This window comes from Micromonospora lacuserhaii, assembly GCF_036902735.1.
In the GTDB taxonomy this organism is placed as follows: domain Bacteria; phylum Actinomycetota; class Actinomycetes; order Mycobacteriales; family Micromonosporaceae; genus Micromonospora.
On the sequence record NZ_JBAKHO010000017.1, the window covers coordinates 64,170 to 80,064 of the forward strand.

At 74.3% G+C, this 15,895-nt stretch carries 17 protein-coding genes; 10 read left to right on the forward strand and 7 right to left on the reverse strand.

The window, feature by feature from the left end:
- Positions 1 to 153: 153 nt before the first annotated feature.
- Both V6U81_RS14190 and V6U81_RS14195 read left to right on the forward strand, forming a co-directional pair.
- Entirely contained in the window at positions 154 to 2,037 is a 1,884-nt protein-coding gene (locus V6U81_RS14190; RefSeq protein WP_334489213.1) for a ricin-type beta-trefoil lectin domain protein, read from the forward strand.
- A 195-nt stretch (positions 2,038 to 2,232) separates the two neighbouring features.
- A complete protein-coding gene (locus V6U81_RS14195) occupies positions 2,233 to 3,192 on the forward strand; it encodes an acetyltransferase (protein ID WP_334489216.1) in 960 nt (319 codons plus the stop codon).
- A gap of 58 nt (positions 3,193 to 3,250) precedes the next feature.
- Here the strand turns inward: V6U81_RS14195 and V6U81_RS14200 are convergent, their stop codons facing one another.
- The 3 genes from V6U81_RS14200 to V6U81_RS14210 all read right to left on the reverse strand — a co-directional run bounded on the left by V6U81_RS14200 (position 3,251) and on the right by V6U81_RS14210 (position 6,116).
- Positions 3,251 to 4,048, reverse strand: a complete 798-nt coding sequence (locus V6U81_RS14200) for a glycosyltransferase family 2 protein (protein ID WP_334489219.1) — start codon at positions 4,046 to 4,048, stop codon at positions 3,251 to 3,253.
- Between the two features lie 93 nt (positions 4,049 to 4,141).
- The gene (locus tag V6U81_RS14205; RefSeq protein ID WP_334489221.1) at positions 4,142 to 4,834 is read right to left on the reverse strand and encodes an ElyC/SanA/YdcF family protein; all 693 of its coding nucleotides are present in this window, start codon (positions 4,832 to 4,834) and stop codon (positions 4,142 to 4,144) included.
- A 16-nt stretch (positions 4,835 to 4,850) separates the two neighbouring features.
- Complete coding sequence (locus V6U81_RS14210) at positions 4,851 to 6,116, reverse strand: ROK family transcriptional regulator (protein WP_334489222.1); 1,266 nt, start codon at positions 6,114 to 6,116, stop codon at positions 4,851 to 4,853.
- Positions 6,117 to 6,295: 179 nt separating this feature from the next.
- Between V6U81_RS14210 and V6U81_RS14215 the strand changes: the two genes are divergently transcribed.
- From V6U81_RS14215 to V6U81_RS14240, 6 genes are all read left to right on the forward strand, one after another.
- A complete protein-coding gene (locus tag V6U81_RS14215) occupies positions 6,296 to 7,666 on the forward strand; it encodes a glycosyl hydrolase family 18 protein (RefSeq protein WP_334489225.1) in 1,371 nt (456 codons plus the stop codon).
- A 74-nt stretch (positions 7,667 to 7,740) separates the two neighbouring features.
- On the forward strand, positions 7,741 to 8,481 hold the full coding sequence (locus tag V6U81_RS14220; protein ID WP_334489226.1) for a hypothetical protein: 741 nt from the start codon (positions 7,741 to 7,743) through the stop codon (positions 8,479 to 8,481).
- Between the two features lie 74 nt (positions 8,482 to 8,555).
- On the forward strand, positions 8,556 to 9,116 hold the full coding sequence (locus V6U81_RS14225; RefSeq protein ID WP_334489367.1) for a DUF6529 family protein: 561 nt from the start codon (positions 8,556 to 8,558) through the stop codon (positions 9,114 to 9,116).
- Positions 9,117 to 9,130: 14 nt separating this feature from the next.
- Positions 9,131 to 9,565, forward strand: a complete 435-nt coding sequence (locus V6U81_RS14230; protein ID WP_334489228.1) for a Rieske (2Fe-2S) protein — start codon at positions 9,131 to 9,133, stop codon at positions 9,563 to 9,565.
- Between the two features lie 146 nt (positions 9,566 to 9,711).
- Entirely contained in the window at positions 9,712 to 10,728 is a 1,017-nt protein-coding gene (locus V6U81_RS14235) for a LacI family DNA-binding transcriptional regulator (protein WP_334489231.1), read from the forward strand.
- A 224-nt stretch (positions 10,729 to 10,952) separates the two neighbouring features.
- The gene (locus V6U81_RS14240) at positions 10,953 to 11,705 is read left to right on the forward strand and encodes a GAF and ANTAR domain-containing protein (protein WP_334489234.1); all 753 of its coding nucleotides are present in this window, start codon (positions 10,953 to 10,955) and stop codon (positions 11,703 to 11,705) included.
- Between the two features lie 8 nt (positions 11,706 to 11,713).
- Here V6U81_RS14240 and V6U81_RS14245 read toward each other — a convergent pair whose 3' ends face one another.
- Positions 11,714 to 12,424 (reverse strand): GAF and ANTAR domain-containing protein, encoded by a 711-nt coding sequence (locus V6U81_RS14245; protein WP_334489237.1) that lies wholly within the window; start codon positions 12,422 to 12,424, stop codon positions 11,714 to 11,716.
- 419 nt (positions 12,425 to 12,843) lie between these two features.
- On the opposite strand from V6U81_RS14245, the gene V6U81_RS14250 reads away from it, so the two are divergent.
- Complete coding sequence (locus V6U81_RS14250; protein WP_334489370.1) at positions 12,844 to 13,230, forward strand: STAS domain-containing protein; 387 nt, start codon at positions 12,844 to 12,846, stop codon at positions 13,228 to 13,230.
- On the opposite strand, the gene V6U81_RS14255 is transcribed toward V6U81_RS14250, so the two are convergent.
- Together V6U81_RS14255 and V6U81_RS14260 are read right to left on the reverse strand one after the other, a co-directional pair.
- On the reverse strand, positions 13,218 to 13,754 hold the full coding sequence (locus V6U81_RS14255) for an RNA 2'-phosphotransferase (RefSeq protein ID WP_334489241.1): 537 nt from the start codon (positions 13,752 to 13,754) through the stop codon (positions 13,218 to 13,220). The genes V6U81_RS14250 and V6U81_RS14255 overlap by 13 nt on opposite strands.
- An 83-nt stretch (positions 13,755 to 13,837) precedes the next feature.
- On the reverse strand, positions 13,838 to 14,686 hold the full coding sequence (locus tag V6U81_RS14260; RefSeq protein ID WP_334489246.1) for an SDR family oxidoreductase: 849 nt from the start codon (positions 14,684 to 14,686) through the stop codon (positions 13,838 to 13,840).
- Between the two features lie 104 nt (positions 14,687 to 14,790).
- Here V6U81_RS14260 and V6U81_RS14265 point away from each other — a divergent pair, with 104 nt between their 5' ends.
- Positions 14,791 to 15,159 carry a winged helix-turn-helix transcriptional regulator gene (locus tag V6U81_RS14265; RefSeq protein ID WP_477463332.1) on the forward strand — a complete coding sequence of 123 codons (369 nt, stop codon included), beginning with the start codon at positions 14,791 to 14,793 and terminating at the stop codon, positions 15,157 to 15,159.
- A gap of 44 nt (positions 15,160 to 15,203) precedes the next feature.
- On the opposite strand, the gene V6U81_RS14270 is transcribed toward V6U81_RS14265, so the two are convergent.
- Complete coding sequence (locus V6U81_RS14270) at positions 15,204 to 15,848, reverse strand: maleylpyruvate isomerase family mycothiol-dependent enzyme (protein ID WP_334489253.1); 645 nt, start codon at positions 15,846 to 15,848, stop codon at positions 15,204 to 15,206.
- Positions 15,849 to 15,895: the final 47 nt, after the last annotated feature.

Sequence of the window (15,895 nt, forward strand, 5' to 3'; positions counted from 1 at the left end):
CGGACGGCCTGCGCACCCTGCCCCTCGATCCGAGGCGCCCTCCCCAGGGCGCTTTTTTCATGCCTTGACATAAGAGGTGTGACAGTGTTCCCTCAGTCATGACCATCGATTGGTTTCCCGGCCAGGGGCCGGCCCCAGCCGAAGGGAGCACCCGTGCACCCCGTACCCCCCACCACCCGCCGCCGGTCGGCCGTCGCCGCTGCGGCGGTCTGCCTCGCCGCCGTCGCCCTCGCCCCGCCACCGGCCGCCCAGGCCGCCGGTGAACGGGTCGACGTCTGGCTCACCACCACCTCCGACGCCGGCGGCCGGACCGTCACCCGCGGCCTGCAACCCCAGAGCCCGGTCGCCTTCGGCGCCGGCGGGACCGCCACGCACACCATCACCGTCGACGAGAACACCCGCTACCAGCAGTTCGAGGGGGCCGGCGCCTCGATCACCGACACCACCGCCTACCTGCTGCGCGGCGGGCCGGTCAGCGCCGCCACCCGGGACGAGGTGATGCGCCGGCTGTTCAGCCCGACCGACGGGATCGGCCTGTCGTTCGTCCGCAACCCGATCGGCGCCTCCGACCTGTCCCGGCCCGGCAACATCTCCCTCGACGACACCTGCTGCGACCTCACCGGCTTCGGCGCGAACGGCTACGACACGAACGTCGAGCTGCTCACCGCGCAGGCCCGGCAGCTCAACCCGGCGCTGCGGGTGATGGTGGTGCCGTGGAGCGCGCCCGGCTGGATGAAGGACAACGGCCGGATGGACCAGATGGGCTGGCTGAGGTACGAGTACTACGCCACCTACGCGCAGTACCTCGTGAAGACAATCCAGGCGTACGCGGCCCGCGGCGTGCCGGTCGACTACCTCTCGGTGCAGAACGAGCCGAACTGCTGTCAGGCCGGCAACCCGACCGCGATGGACTACCCCGGGATGAGCTGGAACTCCTCCGGCCTGGTCGAGCTGACCAAGAACTTCGTCTACCCGGCGTTCCGCGCCGCCGGCATCACCACCCGGGTGCTGGTGCACGACTGGAACTACGGCGACTACGGCACCATCGGCGCCGGCCTGCTCGCCGACGCCGCGGTCCGCACCGACCCGCTCTTCGGCGGCATCGCCTGGCACGGCTACTGGGGTGACCCGGCGGTCGGCAGCCAGGTGCACGACCAGTACCCGGCCGTGCCGCAGTTCAGCACCGAGCACTCGGGTGGCACCTGGATCGGCAACCAGCACAACGAGGACATGGCAGACATCGTCAACTACGCCCGGAACTGGAGCCGGAGCGTGGTCAAGTGGAGCCTCGCGGTCAACCAGAACATGGGCCCGCACAACGGCGGCTGCGCCACCTGCACCGGGCTGATCACCGTGCAGGAGGGCGGGACCCGCGCCGGCCAGGTCGACTACACGGTGGAGTACTACACCACCGGCCACCTGACGAAGTTCGTCCGGCCCGGGGCGTACCGGATCGCCTCCACCGCGAACGCCACCGTGCCGAACGTCGCCTGGCGCAACCCGGACGGCTCCAAGGCGCTGATCGCCCACAACCCCGGCACCTCCACCCAGTCGGTGAAGGTGGCCTGGGGCAGCCAGTCGTTCACCTACTCGCTGCCGGCCCGCACCACCGCCACCTTCACCTGGTCCGGCAGCCCGTCCGGTGGCGGCGCGCCGACCGGGGCGATCACCGGCCTGGGCGGCGCCTGCCTCGACGTCACCGACAACAACTCCGCCGACGGCACCCCGATCCAGATCTGGTCCTGCACCGGCGGCGCCAACCAGCAGTGGACCCGGGCCGCCGACGGCACGATCCGCTCTCTCGGCAAGTGCCTCGACGTGTCCGGCGGCGGCACCGCCGACGGCACCAGGGTGCAGCTCTGGACCTGCAACGGCACCCCCGCCCAACAGTGGGTCTGGACGGCCGGGCGGGACCTGGTGAACCCGCAGGCGAACAAGTGCCTCGACGTCACCGGGAACACCTCGGCCAACGGCACGAGGACGCAGATCTGGTCGTGCACCGGGGGCGCCAACCAGAAATGGACGCTGCCGGCGTGACCGAAGGCCGGCCCGGCGAGGACGCGCGCCGGGCCGGCCGGCGCGTTGCGACAGCGGTGGTGCGTCGAGTAGGTTTTTCGACACGCCGTCGAGCCGGGAGGAGGTCAGAACAATGTCCGATGTTCTGCGCCCCCTCCGCGCCCCGGCGTTCACGCGGATCTGATCCGGGGCGCTCGCTTTCCGGAGGATCCATCCATGACCGACCTGGTGATCCGTCCGCTCGTCGCGGGCGAGGAAAATCTGTTCGAGTCCATGCCCGACCCGCTGCCTCAGCTTCGCAAGGTCGCCTACGCCGACGGGCTCGCCGCCGGCGGCTACCGGCCCGAGCGCACCTGGGTCGCCCTCCGCGCCGGCCGCGTGGTCGCCCGGGCGGCCTGGGTCCAACCGCCGGGCGCGGTCGGCGCGCCCTGGCTCGAACGGTTCGACCTGGACGCCGAGCCGGAGGCGGGCGCCGCGCTGCTGCGCGCCGCCCACCAGGCACTCGGCGGCCCTTACGTGTACTACGCCGCGATGCCGGCGTACTGGCGACGTCGGCCGGAGGTGCGGGCGGTGGTGGAGGCGCCGATGGCGGCGGCCCGGCTCGCCGGGCTGGTCGAGCGCGGGGAGCGGCTGCGCTGCTCCTGGACGGGCACGCCGTTGCCGGCCACCTCCGGCCGGTTCGCCTTCCGCCCGGCCGCCGACGCGGCGGAGATCAACGCCCTGGTTGCCCGCATCGCCGACCCCGACGTGCTCACCGGCAGGGAGGTTGCCCGGGCGGTCGGCGGCGTGGACCTGGCCACCGACCCGCTGGCCTGGCTGCCCGCGGTCGCGGACTGGCGCGTCGCGATGGACGCCGGGCGGCCCGTCGGCCTGGTCGGCGCGGCCGGGGAGGCCTGCTACCCGCTCATCGCCTACCTCGGCCTGCTCGACGAGGCCGTCCGCGGTGAGCTGCTGGCCGACGCGGTCGGGGTGCTGGCCGCCGGCGGCGCACGGGAGGTGATCGCCGACGTCGACGCGCACCGGGTCGCGGTGGTGGCGGAGCTGGAACGCACCGGATTCCGGCAGCTGCGGGCCCGGGTCGTCTTCGAACCGGCCGCCGCGCCGCCCGACTCGGCCGCCACGCCCGGCTCGGCGGACGCCACCGGGACCGTCGCCGCACGGGCCGGTCAGAAGTAGGTCGTCGAGGTGCGCCCCGACCCGGTCGGGGCGCACCTCGCGCACGGCACCCCGTCGTTCAGCGGCTCGCGGTCGTCGAGGACCACGGTGTCGGGTCAGGTTGCCGGTCGGTCGCGACCGCTTCCGGTCGGCGGGTCGGGTGGCCGCCGGACGCGGGGTGCCCCGAGCGGCGGTGCGGCGAGATGACGAACCGCACCACCGGCAGGTAGATCCGCAGCGAGTCGGTGACGGCACCGAAGTGCGACGACCCGCTGTCCGCCACGTAGGTCGTCGCGACGGTGGTCTGCTCGATCGGGTGACCGACCCGGGTCGCCTCCAGCAGGACGGCCATCTCGTAGTCGAAGTGGTCCCCGGGCACGCCCAGCAACCAGGTGAGCAGGTCGGCGGGATAGGCCCGCAACCCCGTCTGGGTGTCGCGCACCGAGCAACCGGTGACGGCGCGGAACACCAGCCGGGTGATCGCGTTACCGGCCCGGCTGCGCAGCGGAACCCGTCCCTGGAATTGCCGTACGCCCAGCACCATCCGGCCGGTGGCCCGCACCCGCGCGGTCACCCGCAGGATGTCCTCGGTGCGGTGCTGGCCGTCGGCGTCGGCGCAGACCACTCCCTGGCCGGGGTACTCCCGGACGACGAAGTGGAACCCCGTCCGCAGGGCCACGCCCTTGCCCCGGTTCGTCCGGTGCCGCAGCACGGTGCACCCGAGGTCGCGGGCCGCCCGGAGGGCATCCGAGGACGCCGGGTCGTCGCTGCCGTCGTCGATCACCACGATCGGGAGATCGGGTGCGGCGGCACGCAGCTCGGTGACCAGCGCGGGCAGTCGTCTCCCCGGCTGGAACACGGGCAGGAGCACGATCATGGGTGGCTTCTCCTTGTGTGGCGTCATCGACGCGCGCCTCTTCGAATGGGCCCTCACCTACCCAGTTCGACGCCCCGTCTCCCGCCTTTCCCGTCACGAGCTTCGGCGGTCGCCGGCGCCCCGGACCGCCCGGGCGGTCGCCGCCCACCGTTCGACCCGCCGTACCGAGGCCACGATCGTCCGCTCCCGACGCAGCAGGGCCGAGGCGTCGCCGGCGCCGAGGAACGCCAACCTGGACGCGAGATGGACGGCCCGTTCGGTCCGCCCGGCGCCGGCTGGCTCACCGCTGGTCGCGGCCACGTCGAGCAGGGCCGCGCCGCGCAGGCCGAGCACCCTGCCGGCGAGGAACCTGATCCGGGGCAGGTGCCACGCGTGCGAGACGATCCCCAGTGGATGCCGCGCGTCGAAGTGCTGTCCGGCCAGCAGCCCGTCCCGGACGGCGTGGACGAGGTTCTCCAGGGTGCTGCGGGAGCCGGCCTCGACGCGCAGGTCCGCGTACCGGTCGAGACCGGCGGCGCGCGCCTCGCACCGCATGAGGTCGGCCTCCCGGAACCCGACCGGCGGTGCGTCCGCCCCCTCGCACGCCTCGGCCCAGCCCCCCGCGAACACGATCCGGGGCGACCGGCCCTGCCCGATGGCGCGCCGGAAGGAGGCCTCCCGCGCGGTGACGTACTCCGCCGCCGCGCGCACCCGGGCGCTGCCGGCGGGGGTGAGGGCGTACCGGCCGTCGACGCACCGGACGCCCCGCCCGAACACGACGAGCACCAGGGCGGTCGGCGATGTCATGGCCGCGGGTAGCGGGTCAGCGGGTCCGCGTGCGCGGGCGGCGCGCCGGACGCGGAGGCACCGTCGTGCTCACCGTGGCCGGGCCGCCGCGGGGGACGCCGCCGTCGCGCAGCAGCCGGGCCATCGGCAGGGTGGCCGCGCCCATCGCGACCGCGTCGGGCCCGAGCTGGCACAGCTCGATAGAGGTCTGCGCGTACGGCTGGCGCAGCGCGTGCCGCGCGGTGGCCTCGCGGATCTGCGGCAGGAACCGCTCGCCCAGCGCCAGGCCGGCCCACCCGCCGAGCACCACCCGCTCGGGGTTGAAGAGGTTGACCAGGGTCGCCGCTCCGGCGCCCAGGTAGCCGACCGTCTCGTCGAGGACCTTCTGCGCCGTTCGGCTCGACGAGCGCAGCAGCTCACCGAAGGCGCTCTCCTCGTCCGCGCCGGCCGCCGGGCGCCCCCGGTTGGCCTGGCGGAACCGGTCCAGCACCCCCTCCGCGCCGACGTACGCCTCCAGGCAGCCGAGGTTGCCGCAGCGGCAGCGGCGCCCGCCGTAGACGATCGTGGTGTGCCCCCACTCGCCGGCGCTGCTGTGCGCGCCCCGGTAGCCCACCCCGTCGGCCACCACGCACGCGCCGACCCCGGAGCCGACCAGCGCGACGACGGCGTGCCGGGCGCCCCGGCCGGCGCCGAACCACATCTCGGCCTGGCCGAGGGTCTTCGCGCCGTTGTCGACGTGCACCGGGATCTGCGTGCCGGCCCGGAGCATGGCGCCCAGGGGTACGCCGTCCCAGCCGAGGGTCTGGGCGTGCACGACCGCGTCGGCGGTACGCTCCACCGTCCCGGAGACCGCCACCCCGAAGCCGAGCACCGCGGTGGGGTCGACGCCGGCCTGGGCGACGACCGCGTCCAGCCCGTGCAGCAGGTGGGCGACGACCTCGTCCGGGTCAGGCTCGGCGACGGCGATCGGGTACTCCGCCTTGGCCAGCGCGGTCATCGACAGGTCGAAGAGTTCGACCTGCACCCGGGTCTCGCCGACGTCGGCGCCGACCAGGTAGCCGTAGCCGGGGGCGACGCGCAGCAGCACCCGGGGCCGGCCGCCGTCGGACTCGACCGAGCCGGCCTCCTCGACGATCCCCTCGTCGATCATCTCGCCGACCAGGTTGCTCACGCTGGCCAGGCTCAGCGCCGTGGTCTGGCCCAGCTCGTGGCGGCTGAGCGGGCCGTCCAGCCAGATCCGGGTGAGCAGCACCGAGCGGTTGGCGCGGCGCATGTCGCGCACGGTGGTGCGTCTGGCGTCCATGTCCGCCGCCGTCCTCCCCTGGGCGCCACCGGCCGGCGACCACCCCCAGGATGCATCAACAGCACGATTAATGCCATGAACCAAGATCCGGCAGAACAGTTTCACGATCGTCGATGCGAGTCATTTACATTTAACAAACCTAACTGTTAATCTCGCCTCCATCGACGAGGAGGCATGTCATGCGACTGCGGCGCGGAACGACCGTCCTGATCACCGGCGCGGTGCTGGTCACCGCCGCCGCCCTGCCGGCCACCGCCGGCCTCGCCACGACCGGCGCGGACAGCACCCTGGTGGCCTGCACCGCGCCAACCTGGGTCGAGGGCGTCACCTACCCCGCCGGCACCCGGGTCACCTACGCCGGCCGGCTCTACGAGGCACTGGTCACCCACACCCCGCCCCCGGGCGCCGGCTGGAACCCCGTCGCCGCTCCGTCACTCTGGAAGGACCTCGGCGCCTGTGACAGCGGTGGCACACCCTCCCCCACGCCGACGTCGACGCCCGCGCCCACACCGTCCCCCACCGCCACGTCCACGCCGTCCCCGACGGTGACGTCCACCCCGTCCCCGACGGCGACGTCCACGCCGCCCGGGTCGGAGACCTGCGCGGTGCGGTCGCGGCCGACCGGGAAGGTGCTCCAGGGGTACTGGGAGAACTGGGACGGCGCGGCCAACGGCGTCCACCCCCCGCTGGGCTGGATCCCGATCACCGACCCGCGGATCCCCGCCCACGGGTACACCGTGGTCACCGCCGCCTTCCCGGTGATCCGCGCCGACGGCACCGTGCTCTGGGAGGACGGGATGGACGCCACCGTGAAGGTGCCCACCCCGGCGGAGGTGTGCCGGGCCAAGGCGTCCGGCCTGACCGTCCTGCTCTCGATCGGCGGCGCGGCCGCCGGGATCGACCTCGGCTCCACCGCCGTCGCCGACCGCTTCGTCGCCACCGTCGTGCCGATCCTCAAGCGGTACAACTTCGACGGCATCGACATCGACATCGAGACCGGACTGACCGGCAGCGGCGACATCACCCGACTCTCCCCCTCGCAGGCCAACCTCATCCGCATCATCGACGGGGTGCTCGCCCAGATGCCGTCGAACTTCGGCCTCACCATGGCCCCGGAGACCGCGTACGTCACCGGCGGCAGCGTCACCTACGGCTCGATCTGGGGGGCGTACCTGCCGATTGTCAAGAAGTACGCCGACAACGGCCGGCTCTGGTGGCTGAACATGCAGTACTACAACGGCAGCATGTACGGCTGCTCCGGCGACTCGTACGCCGCCGGGACCGTCCAGGGCTTCACGGCGCAGACCGACTGCCTCAACACCGGCCTCGTCGTGCAGGGCACCACCATCCGGGTGCCGTACGACCGGCAGGTGCCCGGCCTGCCCGCGCAACCGGGCGCGGGCGGCGGCTACCTCGCCCCCTCGGCGGTGGCCCAGGCGTGGAACACCTACCGGGGCGGGCTGAAGGGCCTGATGACCTGGTCGCTGAACTGGGACGGGGCGAAGGGCTGGACCTTCGGCGACAACGTCCGCGCGCTCCAGGGCCGGTGAGGCCCGGCCGGTGTCGGTCGACATTGAACGAAGAGGGCTCCGCAGCCGTACGTCCTGGGTGAAGGGAGCTGCTCATGAAGCGCATCACCCCGCTGCTGACCCTGCTCACCGGGGCCGGGACGGCCGCCGTGCTGTTCGCGATGAGCGCCCAGGCGGCGCCGCGAAGCGACCGGACGGCCCCGGTGGCCGCCCCGGCGGCCTCCGCCTCCGCCGCCCCGTCCGCCGCCACCGCCACACCGCCCGCCGTACCGGCCACCCCCGCCGAACCGTCCGAGCAGCGCGGTCGCCCGGGCGCCCCGGCATCGGCCACCCCCACGCCCACCCCGCCGGTGAGGAAGGTGACCGCCAACTGGACCGGCCGGCTCGACGGGGGCGCCACCATCGCGATCACCGCCCGTGACGGCGAGGCGGTGGCGTACGTCTGCGACGGCAGGCGGCTGGAGGTCTGGCTGCGGGGCACCGCCGCGGCCGGCCGGCTCGCCCTGACCGGCAAGAAGGACGCGACGCTGACCGGCACCTTCGGCGACGGCCGCGCCTCCGGTGAGCTGGTCGTCGGCGACCGGCGATGGTCGTTCACCGCCACGGCGACCCGCTCGCCCGCGCCGGTGCTCTACCGCGCCACGGCCCGGCAGCGTCAGGCCGGGGTGGACGGTGGCTGGATCCTGCTGCCCGACGGCAGCCAGGTCGGGATCGTCACCCGGGACGGCACGCCGGTGCCCGCCCCGCCGCTGGACCCGGCGTTCGGCACCACGATCGTCGCCGGCACGACCGTCACCGCCGAACCGGTGGCGGCGCGACCGGGTGCGGACGAGTGATGAGCGGCCCCCACCGGCCCCTGACCGACACCGGAGATCTCGACACGGTGAACGTCCGGGTGCTGGCCGATCCGATGGCGCCCGACCCGCCACCCGCCCCGGTCGGCGTGCCCCGGGCCTCGCTGACCGTCCCGCTGCTGGTGGGGGCCGCCGTCGCGGTGGCCCTCGGGGTGTACGGCCGGGTCCACGAACCCACCGGAATCGCGGTCAACCTCGCCGGGTTCTCCAGCCCGCAGGCGGTGAAGGTGTGGCTGGGCAGCGGCGCCGCGGCCTTCGCCGTGGTGCAGCTGCTCTCCGCGCTGGCGATGTGGGGCCGGCTCGGCGGCTTCTCGCCATCCTGGGCGGGCACGGTGCACCGCTGGTCCGGCCGGGTCGCCTTCCTGCTGACCGTGCCGGTGGCGGTGCACTGCCTCTACGCGCTCGGCTTCGCCGACCACGACCTGCGGACGCTGGTCCACTCGCTGCTCGGCTGCCTGTTCTTCGGCGCCTTCACCACGAAGATGCTGGCCCTGCCCAAGCCGGGACTGGCCGGCTGGTTCCTGCCGTTCGTCGGCGGGCTGGTCTTCGCGATCCTCACGGGGATCTGGCTGACCTCGTCGCTGTGGTGGTTCACCACCGTCGGCGTCGGCACCTGACGGGAGACCGCGACATGGACGACATCCTCGGCTGCCCGCGCCGGCGGGCGGTGCTCGGCGTGGCCGGCGCCACCGCGCTGCTGGCCGGCTGCCAGACGTACGGCGAACCGGCCGCCCCGGCCGCGCCCCCGCCGGCCGACGGCGCCGCACCCGACGGACCGGCGCGCCCGCTGGCCACGCTGGCCGACATCCCGGTCGGCGGCGGGATGATCCTCGCCGCGGAGGGCGTCGTGCTGACCCGGCCGACCGAGGAGGACGTCCGGGCGTTCTCGGCCACCTGCACCCACCAGGGCTGCACGGTCACCACGGTCCGGGACGGCACGATCGTCTGCGGCTGCCACAACAGCGCCTTCGACATCGCCGACGGCTCGGTGCGCGGCGGCCCGGCCCGGCGGCCGCTGCCCGGGGTCGCCGTGGCGGTCGACGGCGACAGCGTCCGGCTGGCGTGACCCCGGGACGCCCGACAATTCTCGGAAAATGTGGGCGGCCTGCGGAGGCCCGGCGGCCGTTCCCGAGTGGCGGAGACGTCGACGGTCGACCGTCGAAACTTTCGATACCCTTCCGGCGGTACGGGCGCCGACCGGAGGAGAGCGGGATGCCGGACCAGCGGACCACGCTGTCGGAGATCGCCTCCGCCGCCGGGGTGTCCATCCCCACCGTCTCCAAGGTCCTCAACGGCCGGCCGGATGTCTCGCCGGCCACCCGGGCCAGGGTCCAGGACCTGCTCGACCGGCGCGGCTACACCGCCCGCCGCAGCGGCCGGCCGGCCGGTGGCGCCGGCCTGATCGACCTGATCTTCCGGGATCTCGGCAGCCCGTGGGCGATGCAGATCCTCGACGGCGTGGAGGAACTCGCCTACCGCGCCGGCATCGGCGTCGTGGTCTCCGCCGCGCGCGGCCGGCACCGCACCCGCCCCGACCGCCGGTGGATCGAACAGCTCTCCGCCCGCCGCTGCGACGGGGTGCTGCTCGTCCTCTCCGACCTCTCCCCCGGCCAGCACGGTCAGCTCGGCGAGCTCGGCATCCCCGTGGTGATCATCGACCCGGCCGGGCGACCCGACGCCGGAATCCCGTCGGTCGGCGCGACGAACTGGGCCGGCGGCGTCGCGGCCACCGACCATCTGCTCGGTCTCGGGCACAGCCGGATCGCCGTGATCGGCGGCCCGCCCGGCGTCGGGTGCAGTCGGGCCCGCGTCGACGGGTACCGGGCCGCGATGAACGCCGCCGGCCGCCGGGTCCCGGCCGGGTACGTTCGGCACGGCGACTTCCTCGCCCCCAGCGGCCACCGCGAGATGAACGCGCTGCTGGACCTCTCCCGCCCACCGACCGCCGTCTTCGCCTGCGCCGACCAGATGGCCCTCGGCGCCTACGAGGCGCTCCACGAGCGCGGCGCGCGGGTCCCGGACGACATGAGCATCGTGGGCTTCGACGACCTGGACGGCGCCCGCTGGTCCGCCCCGCCGCTGACCACCGTCCGCCAGCCGCTCACCGAGATGGCCGGGATGGCCACCCGGATGCTGCTCTCCCTCATCGCCGGCGAGGAACTGGACAGCAGCCGGATCGAACTGGCCACCCCGCTGATCGTGCGGCAGAGCACCCGCCGGGCGTCCTGAGTCACGGACGGTGCCGCCAGCACCGGGAGCGGACGGGACGGTACAGTGGATCCCTGCACCGGCGCCCCGGCGGGCGTCGCGAGCGAGCGTCAAGCAGCGGCGCTGGTCCCCGGTCCGCACTCCGTGGAGCCGCACCCGCGGCCGACGGGGCGTGGACCGATCCCGTCACGCGCTGCCCGGCTCCGCCGGATCGACCGCGCCGGTTCGCAAGGACGTCAGACGCCATGCCGCAGTCACCGCTGGACCTCGCCGAGGCGCTCGCCCAGCTGGCCATGATCCGCCACGACGAGACGAGCCTCGACGCCGTCCTGACCCGCATCGCCCAGGTGGCCCGGGACAGCATCCCGGGCGCCGCCGAGGTGTCGGTCACCCTGGTCTACGACACCGAGGCGCACACCGCGGCGTACACCGGTGAGCTCGCCCTCCAGCTCGACGAGTGGCAGTACGAGCAGGGTCGGGGGCCGTGCCTGGACGCGGCGACCACCGGCACCGTGATGATCGTCCCGGACATGTCGGCGGAGAGCCGCTGGCCGGAGTGGGCCGCCCGGGCCCACGCCGCCGGGGCCGGCGCCTCGATGTCGATCGGGCTGCCCATCCAGGAGGCGGTGGTCGGGGCGCTGAACGTCTACGGCACGACCGCGGGTGTCTTCGAGGACGTGGCGCAGGCGGCGCAGACCTTCGCCGACCACGCCGCCGTGGCGCTGGCCAACGCCCATCTCTACGACAGCACCGCGACGCTGGCCCAGCAGATGCAGGCGGCGCTGCACAGTCGCGCGGTGATCGAGCAGGCCAAGGGGATCATCATGGGTCAGCGTCGGTGCACCGCCGACGAGGCGTTCGCCATGCTGGCCAAGGTGTCACAGAACTCCAACCGCAAGGTCCGGGACGTCGCCGAGGCGCTCGTCCGTCAGGTCACCCAGGCCCCGTCCGTGCCCGGCCAGCCGGCCCCGCAGCGGGCACCGCGGGCCGATCGCTGACCGTCGGGTCAGCGGTCGGTGCCGCTGGCCCGCGCGACCAGCAGCGCGGCCACGTCGCGCAGCTTGCGGTTGGTGTCCTGGGAGAGCTTCGCCAGGATGCTGAACGCCTCCTCCGCGCTGCACCGCCGCTCCCCCATGATGATGCCCTTGGCCTGTTCAATCACCGCCCGACTCTCCATCGCCACCCGCATCTGCTCCGCCAGTGCGGTGGCGCCGGCGTACAGGTGGGCGTTGGCCAGCGCCACGGCGGCGTACGCGGCGAACCCCTTGGCCAGCTCCACGGAGGCCTCGTCGAACGCGGACGGCGCCCCCGCGTAGATGTTGAGGGTGCCGACCACCGCCTCCTGGATGGGCAGCCCGATCGACAACGAGCTGCCGACGCCCACCGTCCGGGCCCGGGCGGCCCACACCGGCCAGCGGTCCTCGACCGCGGTGTCCGTCACCGACAGCGCGTCGCCGCTGACCGAGGCGTCGAGGCAGGGCCCCCGCCCCTCCTGGTACTGCCACTCGTCCAGTTGCAGGGCGAGGTCCCCGGTGTACGCCACGCTCTCCGCCGTGGTCCCCCGGATCAGCGTCACCGAGGCTTCGATCGCTCCCGGGAGGGTGCGTCGGGCCAGCTCGGCGACGGTCTGGAGCACGTCGTCGACCCCGGCGGTGTCCAGCCGGATCCGGCCGAGTTCGGTCAGGGCGTCCTGCGGGGACATCGGGGTCTCAGCCATTACGGCCCCTCACTGCACAGGCGCCCCTCGTGGGTGCGACGGGGAGGGACGCGCGGCTGGCGTCGGACGTCGGACCGGCGCCCGGCCCGACCCGCGGCGAGCGCTCCGTCCGGACGGAACGGCTGCCGGGGCACGCGACGCCCGGGGGCGCCGCGGCACCCCGAACCCTACTCGCCGTCGTGACCCGTCGCCCTGCGCCAGCCCGACCGCAGGGTGCTCGCCGGCGGCCCGGCCCAGCCCCGGAGGTGTGCGAACGGGCCGCAGCGGGTAGCGTCGGACCGGGTCGAGACACGCGCCCGGGACCAGGCACCCATCGCGGTGCCGCCAGGTCGATCCCAGGGGGCGCGATGTCCACCAGTCCACCCGACGGCCGAGTTCCGGCCGATCCCAGGCTCCTACCCGCTCCGTTCTCCCCGGTGATGACCCTCGCCTGGGAACGCGAGGGCGCCGTCACCGTGGTCCAGGTGCACGGCGAGGTCGACATGAGCAATGCGCATCTGATCGTGGAACTCGCGGCGCACCTGTGCGACGAACCGGGCTCCCGGGTCCTGCTGGACCTCTCCCGGGTGCGCTTCATCGACCTGCACGGGCTGACCGCGCTGACCGAGGCGGAGCACCGGATCCGGGCGGCCGGCGGTGTCCTCACGCTGCGCGACCCGGCGCGCTGCGTCACCCGCCTGATGCGGCTGACCGGAACGACCGCGCCGACCGTCCGGGCGCACCCCGACGGCACGCCACGGGACGGGATGCTCCCGTCCGTGACCGTCGCCGCCCGGCCCGGGCCGGCGCCCGCTCAGCTCAGGTAGGCCGATGGGACCACGTCGGTCAGCCACACCCCGTTGGCGCTGCGGTAGAAAGCGTGGCCGTCCCGGGCCATCGCGGCCGCGTCGACGGCGAGCACCACCACCGCGCCGCCCCGCCGGGCGCCGACCCGCCGGGCCGTCTCCACGTCGGGCGAGAGGTGTACGTGGTGCCGCCCGCCCCGGTGCAGTCCGGTGGCCCGGATGGAGTCGAGGGCGGCGGCGCCGGTGCCGTGGTAGAGGCGGGCCGGCGGCGGCGTCGGGGTCAGGCCCAGCTCGACCGGGAAGGAGTGGCCCTGGTTGGCGCGGATCCGTTCCACCCCGTCGACGCCCCGCTCGATCGCGAAGCGCTGCTTGTCGTTGCCAACGACCACCTGGTCGAGGGCGGCCCGGTCGATCCGCATGGCGGCCAGCAGGTCGGTCACGGCGACCCAGCCGCCCTGGTCCGGGGCGAGGCCGAAGCGTCCGGGGTCGTGCCGCAGCGCCAGAGACATCCGCTTGCTCAGCCGCACCAGCGCACCGCGTTCCATGGTGGCATTGTGCGGCATCGACGCGCCGGTGATCGACGGTTGCCGCCGCGCCCCGGGCGGCCCCGGGGGCGCGGCGTACCGGATCAGAGCGCCGCGTGGACGGCCTCGGCCAGCGAGGTGGGCCGGCGGCCGATCAGCTTCTCCAGGTCCTGCACCGGCACGTACAGCTCGCCGCGGGCCAGGCCCCGGTCGGCGTCGGCGAGGGTGGCCGCGTACGGCTCGGGCAGGCCGGCGGAGACCAGCAGCGCGGTGTACGCCTCGACCGGCAGATCGGTGTAGCCGACCTCGCGGCCGCTCTGCCGGGCCACCTCGGCGGCCAGCTCGGTCAGGGTGAACGCCTCGCCGCCCAGCTCGTAGGTCCGGCCGGCGTGCCCGTCGGTGGTGAGCACCTCGGCGGCGGCCTCGGCGTAGTCGGCGCGGGTGGCGGCGCTGACCCGCCCGTTGCCGGCCGAACCGGCGACCCCGTGGGCCAGGTACGTCGGGAGCTGGCCGGTGTAGTTCTCCAGGTACCAGCTGTTGCGCAGGAGGACGTACGGCAGGCCGGACGCGCGCAGCTCCTCCTCGGTGACCCGGTGCTCGGCGGCCAGCGCCATCTCGGCGGTGTCGGCGTGGGCGATGCTGGTGTAGGCGACCAGTCCGACGCCGGCCTCCCGGGCGGCGGCGATCACGTTGCGGTGCTGCGCCACCCGCCGGCCGGCCTCGCTGCCGGAGACGAACATCAGCTTCTCGGCGCCGGCGAACGCGGCCCGCAGCGACGCCGGGTCGGTGTAGTCGGCGGCCCGGACGACGACGCCCCGGTCGGCGAGATCGCTGAGGCGGCTCACGTCCCGGCCCAGCGCCACGATCTGCCCGGCCGATACGCCCCGGCGCAGCAGCGACTCGACGATCAAGCGGCCCAGCTGGCCGGTGGCACCGGTGACGACGATCGACATGACGGGCTCCTTCGTGCGTGGTTGGGGTTACCCCCGGACCAACGGGAAGCATTTCCCAATACTTCCCGTTGGAGAGTAGGCACCTTGAAGTAAGTCACGCACTGATGGAGAGTGACCACGTGGAACCCGACCCGTTCAACCGCAACTGCGGCAGCCGGCAGGTGCTCGACCGGATCGGCGACCGGTGGAGCGTGCTGGTGGTGCTCACCCTCGCCGAGGGCGACCGCCGCTACGGCGAGCTGGCCGAGCGCATCGGCGGGATCAGCCAGAAGATGCTCACCCAGACCCTGCGCGGGCTGGAGCGCGACGGCATCGTGACCCGTACCGTGCACGCGAGCGTGCCGCCCCGGGTCGACTACGCGCTCACCGATCTCGGCCGCAGCCTGCTGGACCTGGTCTCCGGCCTGGAGGCGTGGGCTACCACCCACCTGGCCGAGGTGGAGCGGGCCCGGGCCCGCTACGACGCCCGCTGACCCGGGCCGGACGGGCACCGACCCCGGCCGGCGGGGCGTTCACCTCAGCGGCCGGACCGGTCCCCCGGACGGGAGAAGCGGGGCGCGTCGGGACCGTCGAGCCGTCCCGGCGGCAGCCGGCGCCCGCAGACCACCAGCAGCAGGTCCTGGGCGAGGCCGCGCAGCGGCGTGCCCTCCCCGAGCCCCCAGTCCAGGTCGGTGGCCCGCAGCGCGACCCCGGAGAGGTCCGTGCCGAAGAACCGCACGTTCCGCGGCGACATGCCGGCCAGCACCAGCGCCACCCGGTCCGGCGGCACCCGACGGTCGAGGCCGAGGCCCACGGTGACGTCCAGACCGTGGACGACGTCGTGGGATAGCGCCCCGCCGACGCCCCCGCCCGGCGGGGTCCACCGGTGGTCGACGTTGTCGGCCACCGCCGCGACCAGCTCGTCGGTCGACATCCGGGCGGCGTCGCGGCGGGCGGCCCGGTCGGCCATCCGGTTGATGTCACCCCGGGCCCGGGCCAGCTCCCACAGCGCGCGGGCCACCGACGTGCGGAACGGCATGGTGGTGTGCGCGACCACCTCCCGTACCCGCCAACCGTCGCAGAGGGTGGGGGCGTCCCACTGCTCCGGTCGCAGGGCCGCCAGCAGTCGGGCCTGCTCGCGGCGCTCGGCCGTCACCGCAGCACGCAGCTCGTCGTCACTCATCGGGTCGCTCTCCTGTCCGATCGGTCCCCCGTCGCGGGGGCTCTCCA

Coding starts and splice junctions, on each gene's coding strand:
- V6U81_RS14195 (WP_334489216.1), top strand. CDS start 2,233: ATGACCGACCTGGTGATCCGTCCGCTCGTCGCGGGCGAGGAAAATCTG.
- V6U81_RS14200 (WP_334489219.1), bottom strand. CDS start 4,048: ATGATCGTGCTCCTGCCCGTGTTCCAGCCGGGGAGACGACTGCCCGCG.
- V6U81_RS14205 (WP_334489221.1), bottom strand. CDS start 4,834: ATGACATCGCCGACCGCCCTGGTGCTCGTCGTGTTCGGGCGGGGCGTC.
- V6U81_RS14210 (WP_334489222.1), bottom strand. CDS start 6,116: ATGGACGCCAGACGCACCACCGTGCGCGACATGCGCCGCGCCAACCGC.
- V6U81_RS14215 (WP_334489225.1), top strand. CDS start 6,296: ATGCGACTGCGGCGCGGAACGACCGTCCTGATCACCGGCGCGGTGCTG.
- V6U81_RS14220 (WP_334489226.1), top strand. CDS start 7,741: ATGAAGCGCATCACCCCGCTGCTGACCCTGCTCACCGGGGCCGGGACG.
- V6U81_RS14225 (WP_334489367.1), top strand. CDS start 8,556: ATGGCGCCCGACCCGCCACCCGCCCCGGTCGGCGTGCCCCGGGCCTCG.
- V6U81_RS14230 (WP_334489228.1), top strand. CDS start 9,131: ATGGACGACATCCTCGGCTGCCCGCGCCGGCGGGCGGTGCTCGGCGTG.
- V6U81_RS14235 (WP_334489231.1), top strand. CDS start 9,712: ATGCCGGACCAGCGGACCACGCTGTCGGAGATCGCCTCCGCCGCCGGG.
- V6U81_RS14240 (WP_334489234.1), top strand. CDS start 10,953: ATGCCGCAGTCACCGCTGGACCTCGCCGAGGCGCTCGCCCAGCTGGCC.
- V6U81_RS14245 (WP_334489237.1), bottom strand. CDS start 12,424: ATGGCTGAGACCCCGATGTCCCCGCAGGACGCCCTGACCGAACTCGGC.
- V6U81_RS14250 (WP_334489370.1), top strand. CDS start 12,844: ATGACCCTCGCCTGGGAACGCGAGGGCGCCGTCACCGTGGTCCAGGTG.
- V6U81_RS14255 (WP_334489241.1), bottom strand. CDS start 13,754: ATGGAACGCGGTGCGCTGGTGCGGCTGAGCAAGCGGATGTCTCTGGCG.
- V6U81_RS14260 (WP_334489246.1), bottom strand. CDS start 14,686: ATGTCGATCGTCGTCACCGGTGCCACCGGCCAGCTGGGCCGCTTGATC.
- V6U81_RS14265 (WP_477463332.1), top strand. CDS start 14,791: ATGGAGAGTGACCACGTGGAACCCGACCCGTTCAACCGCAACTGCGGC.
- V6U81_RS14270 (WP_334489253.1), bottom strand. CDS start 15,848: ATGAGTGACGACGAGCTGCGTGCTGCGGTGACGGCCGAGCGCCGCGAG.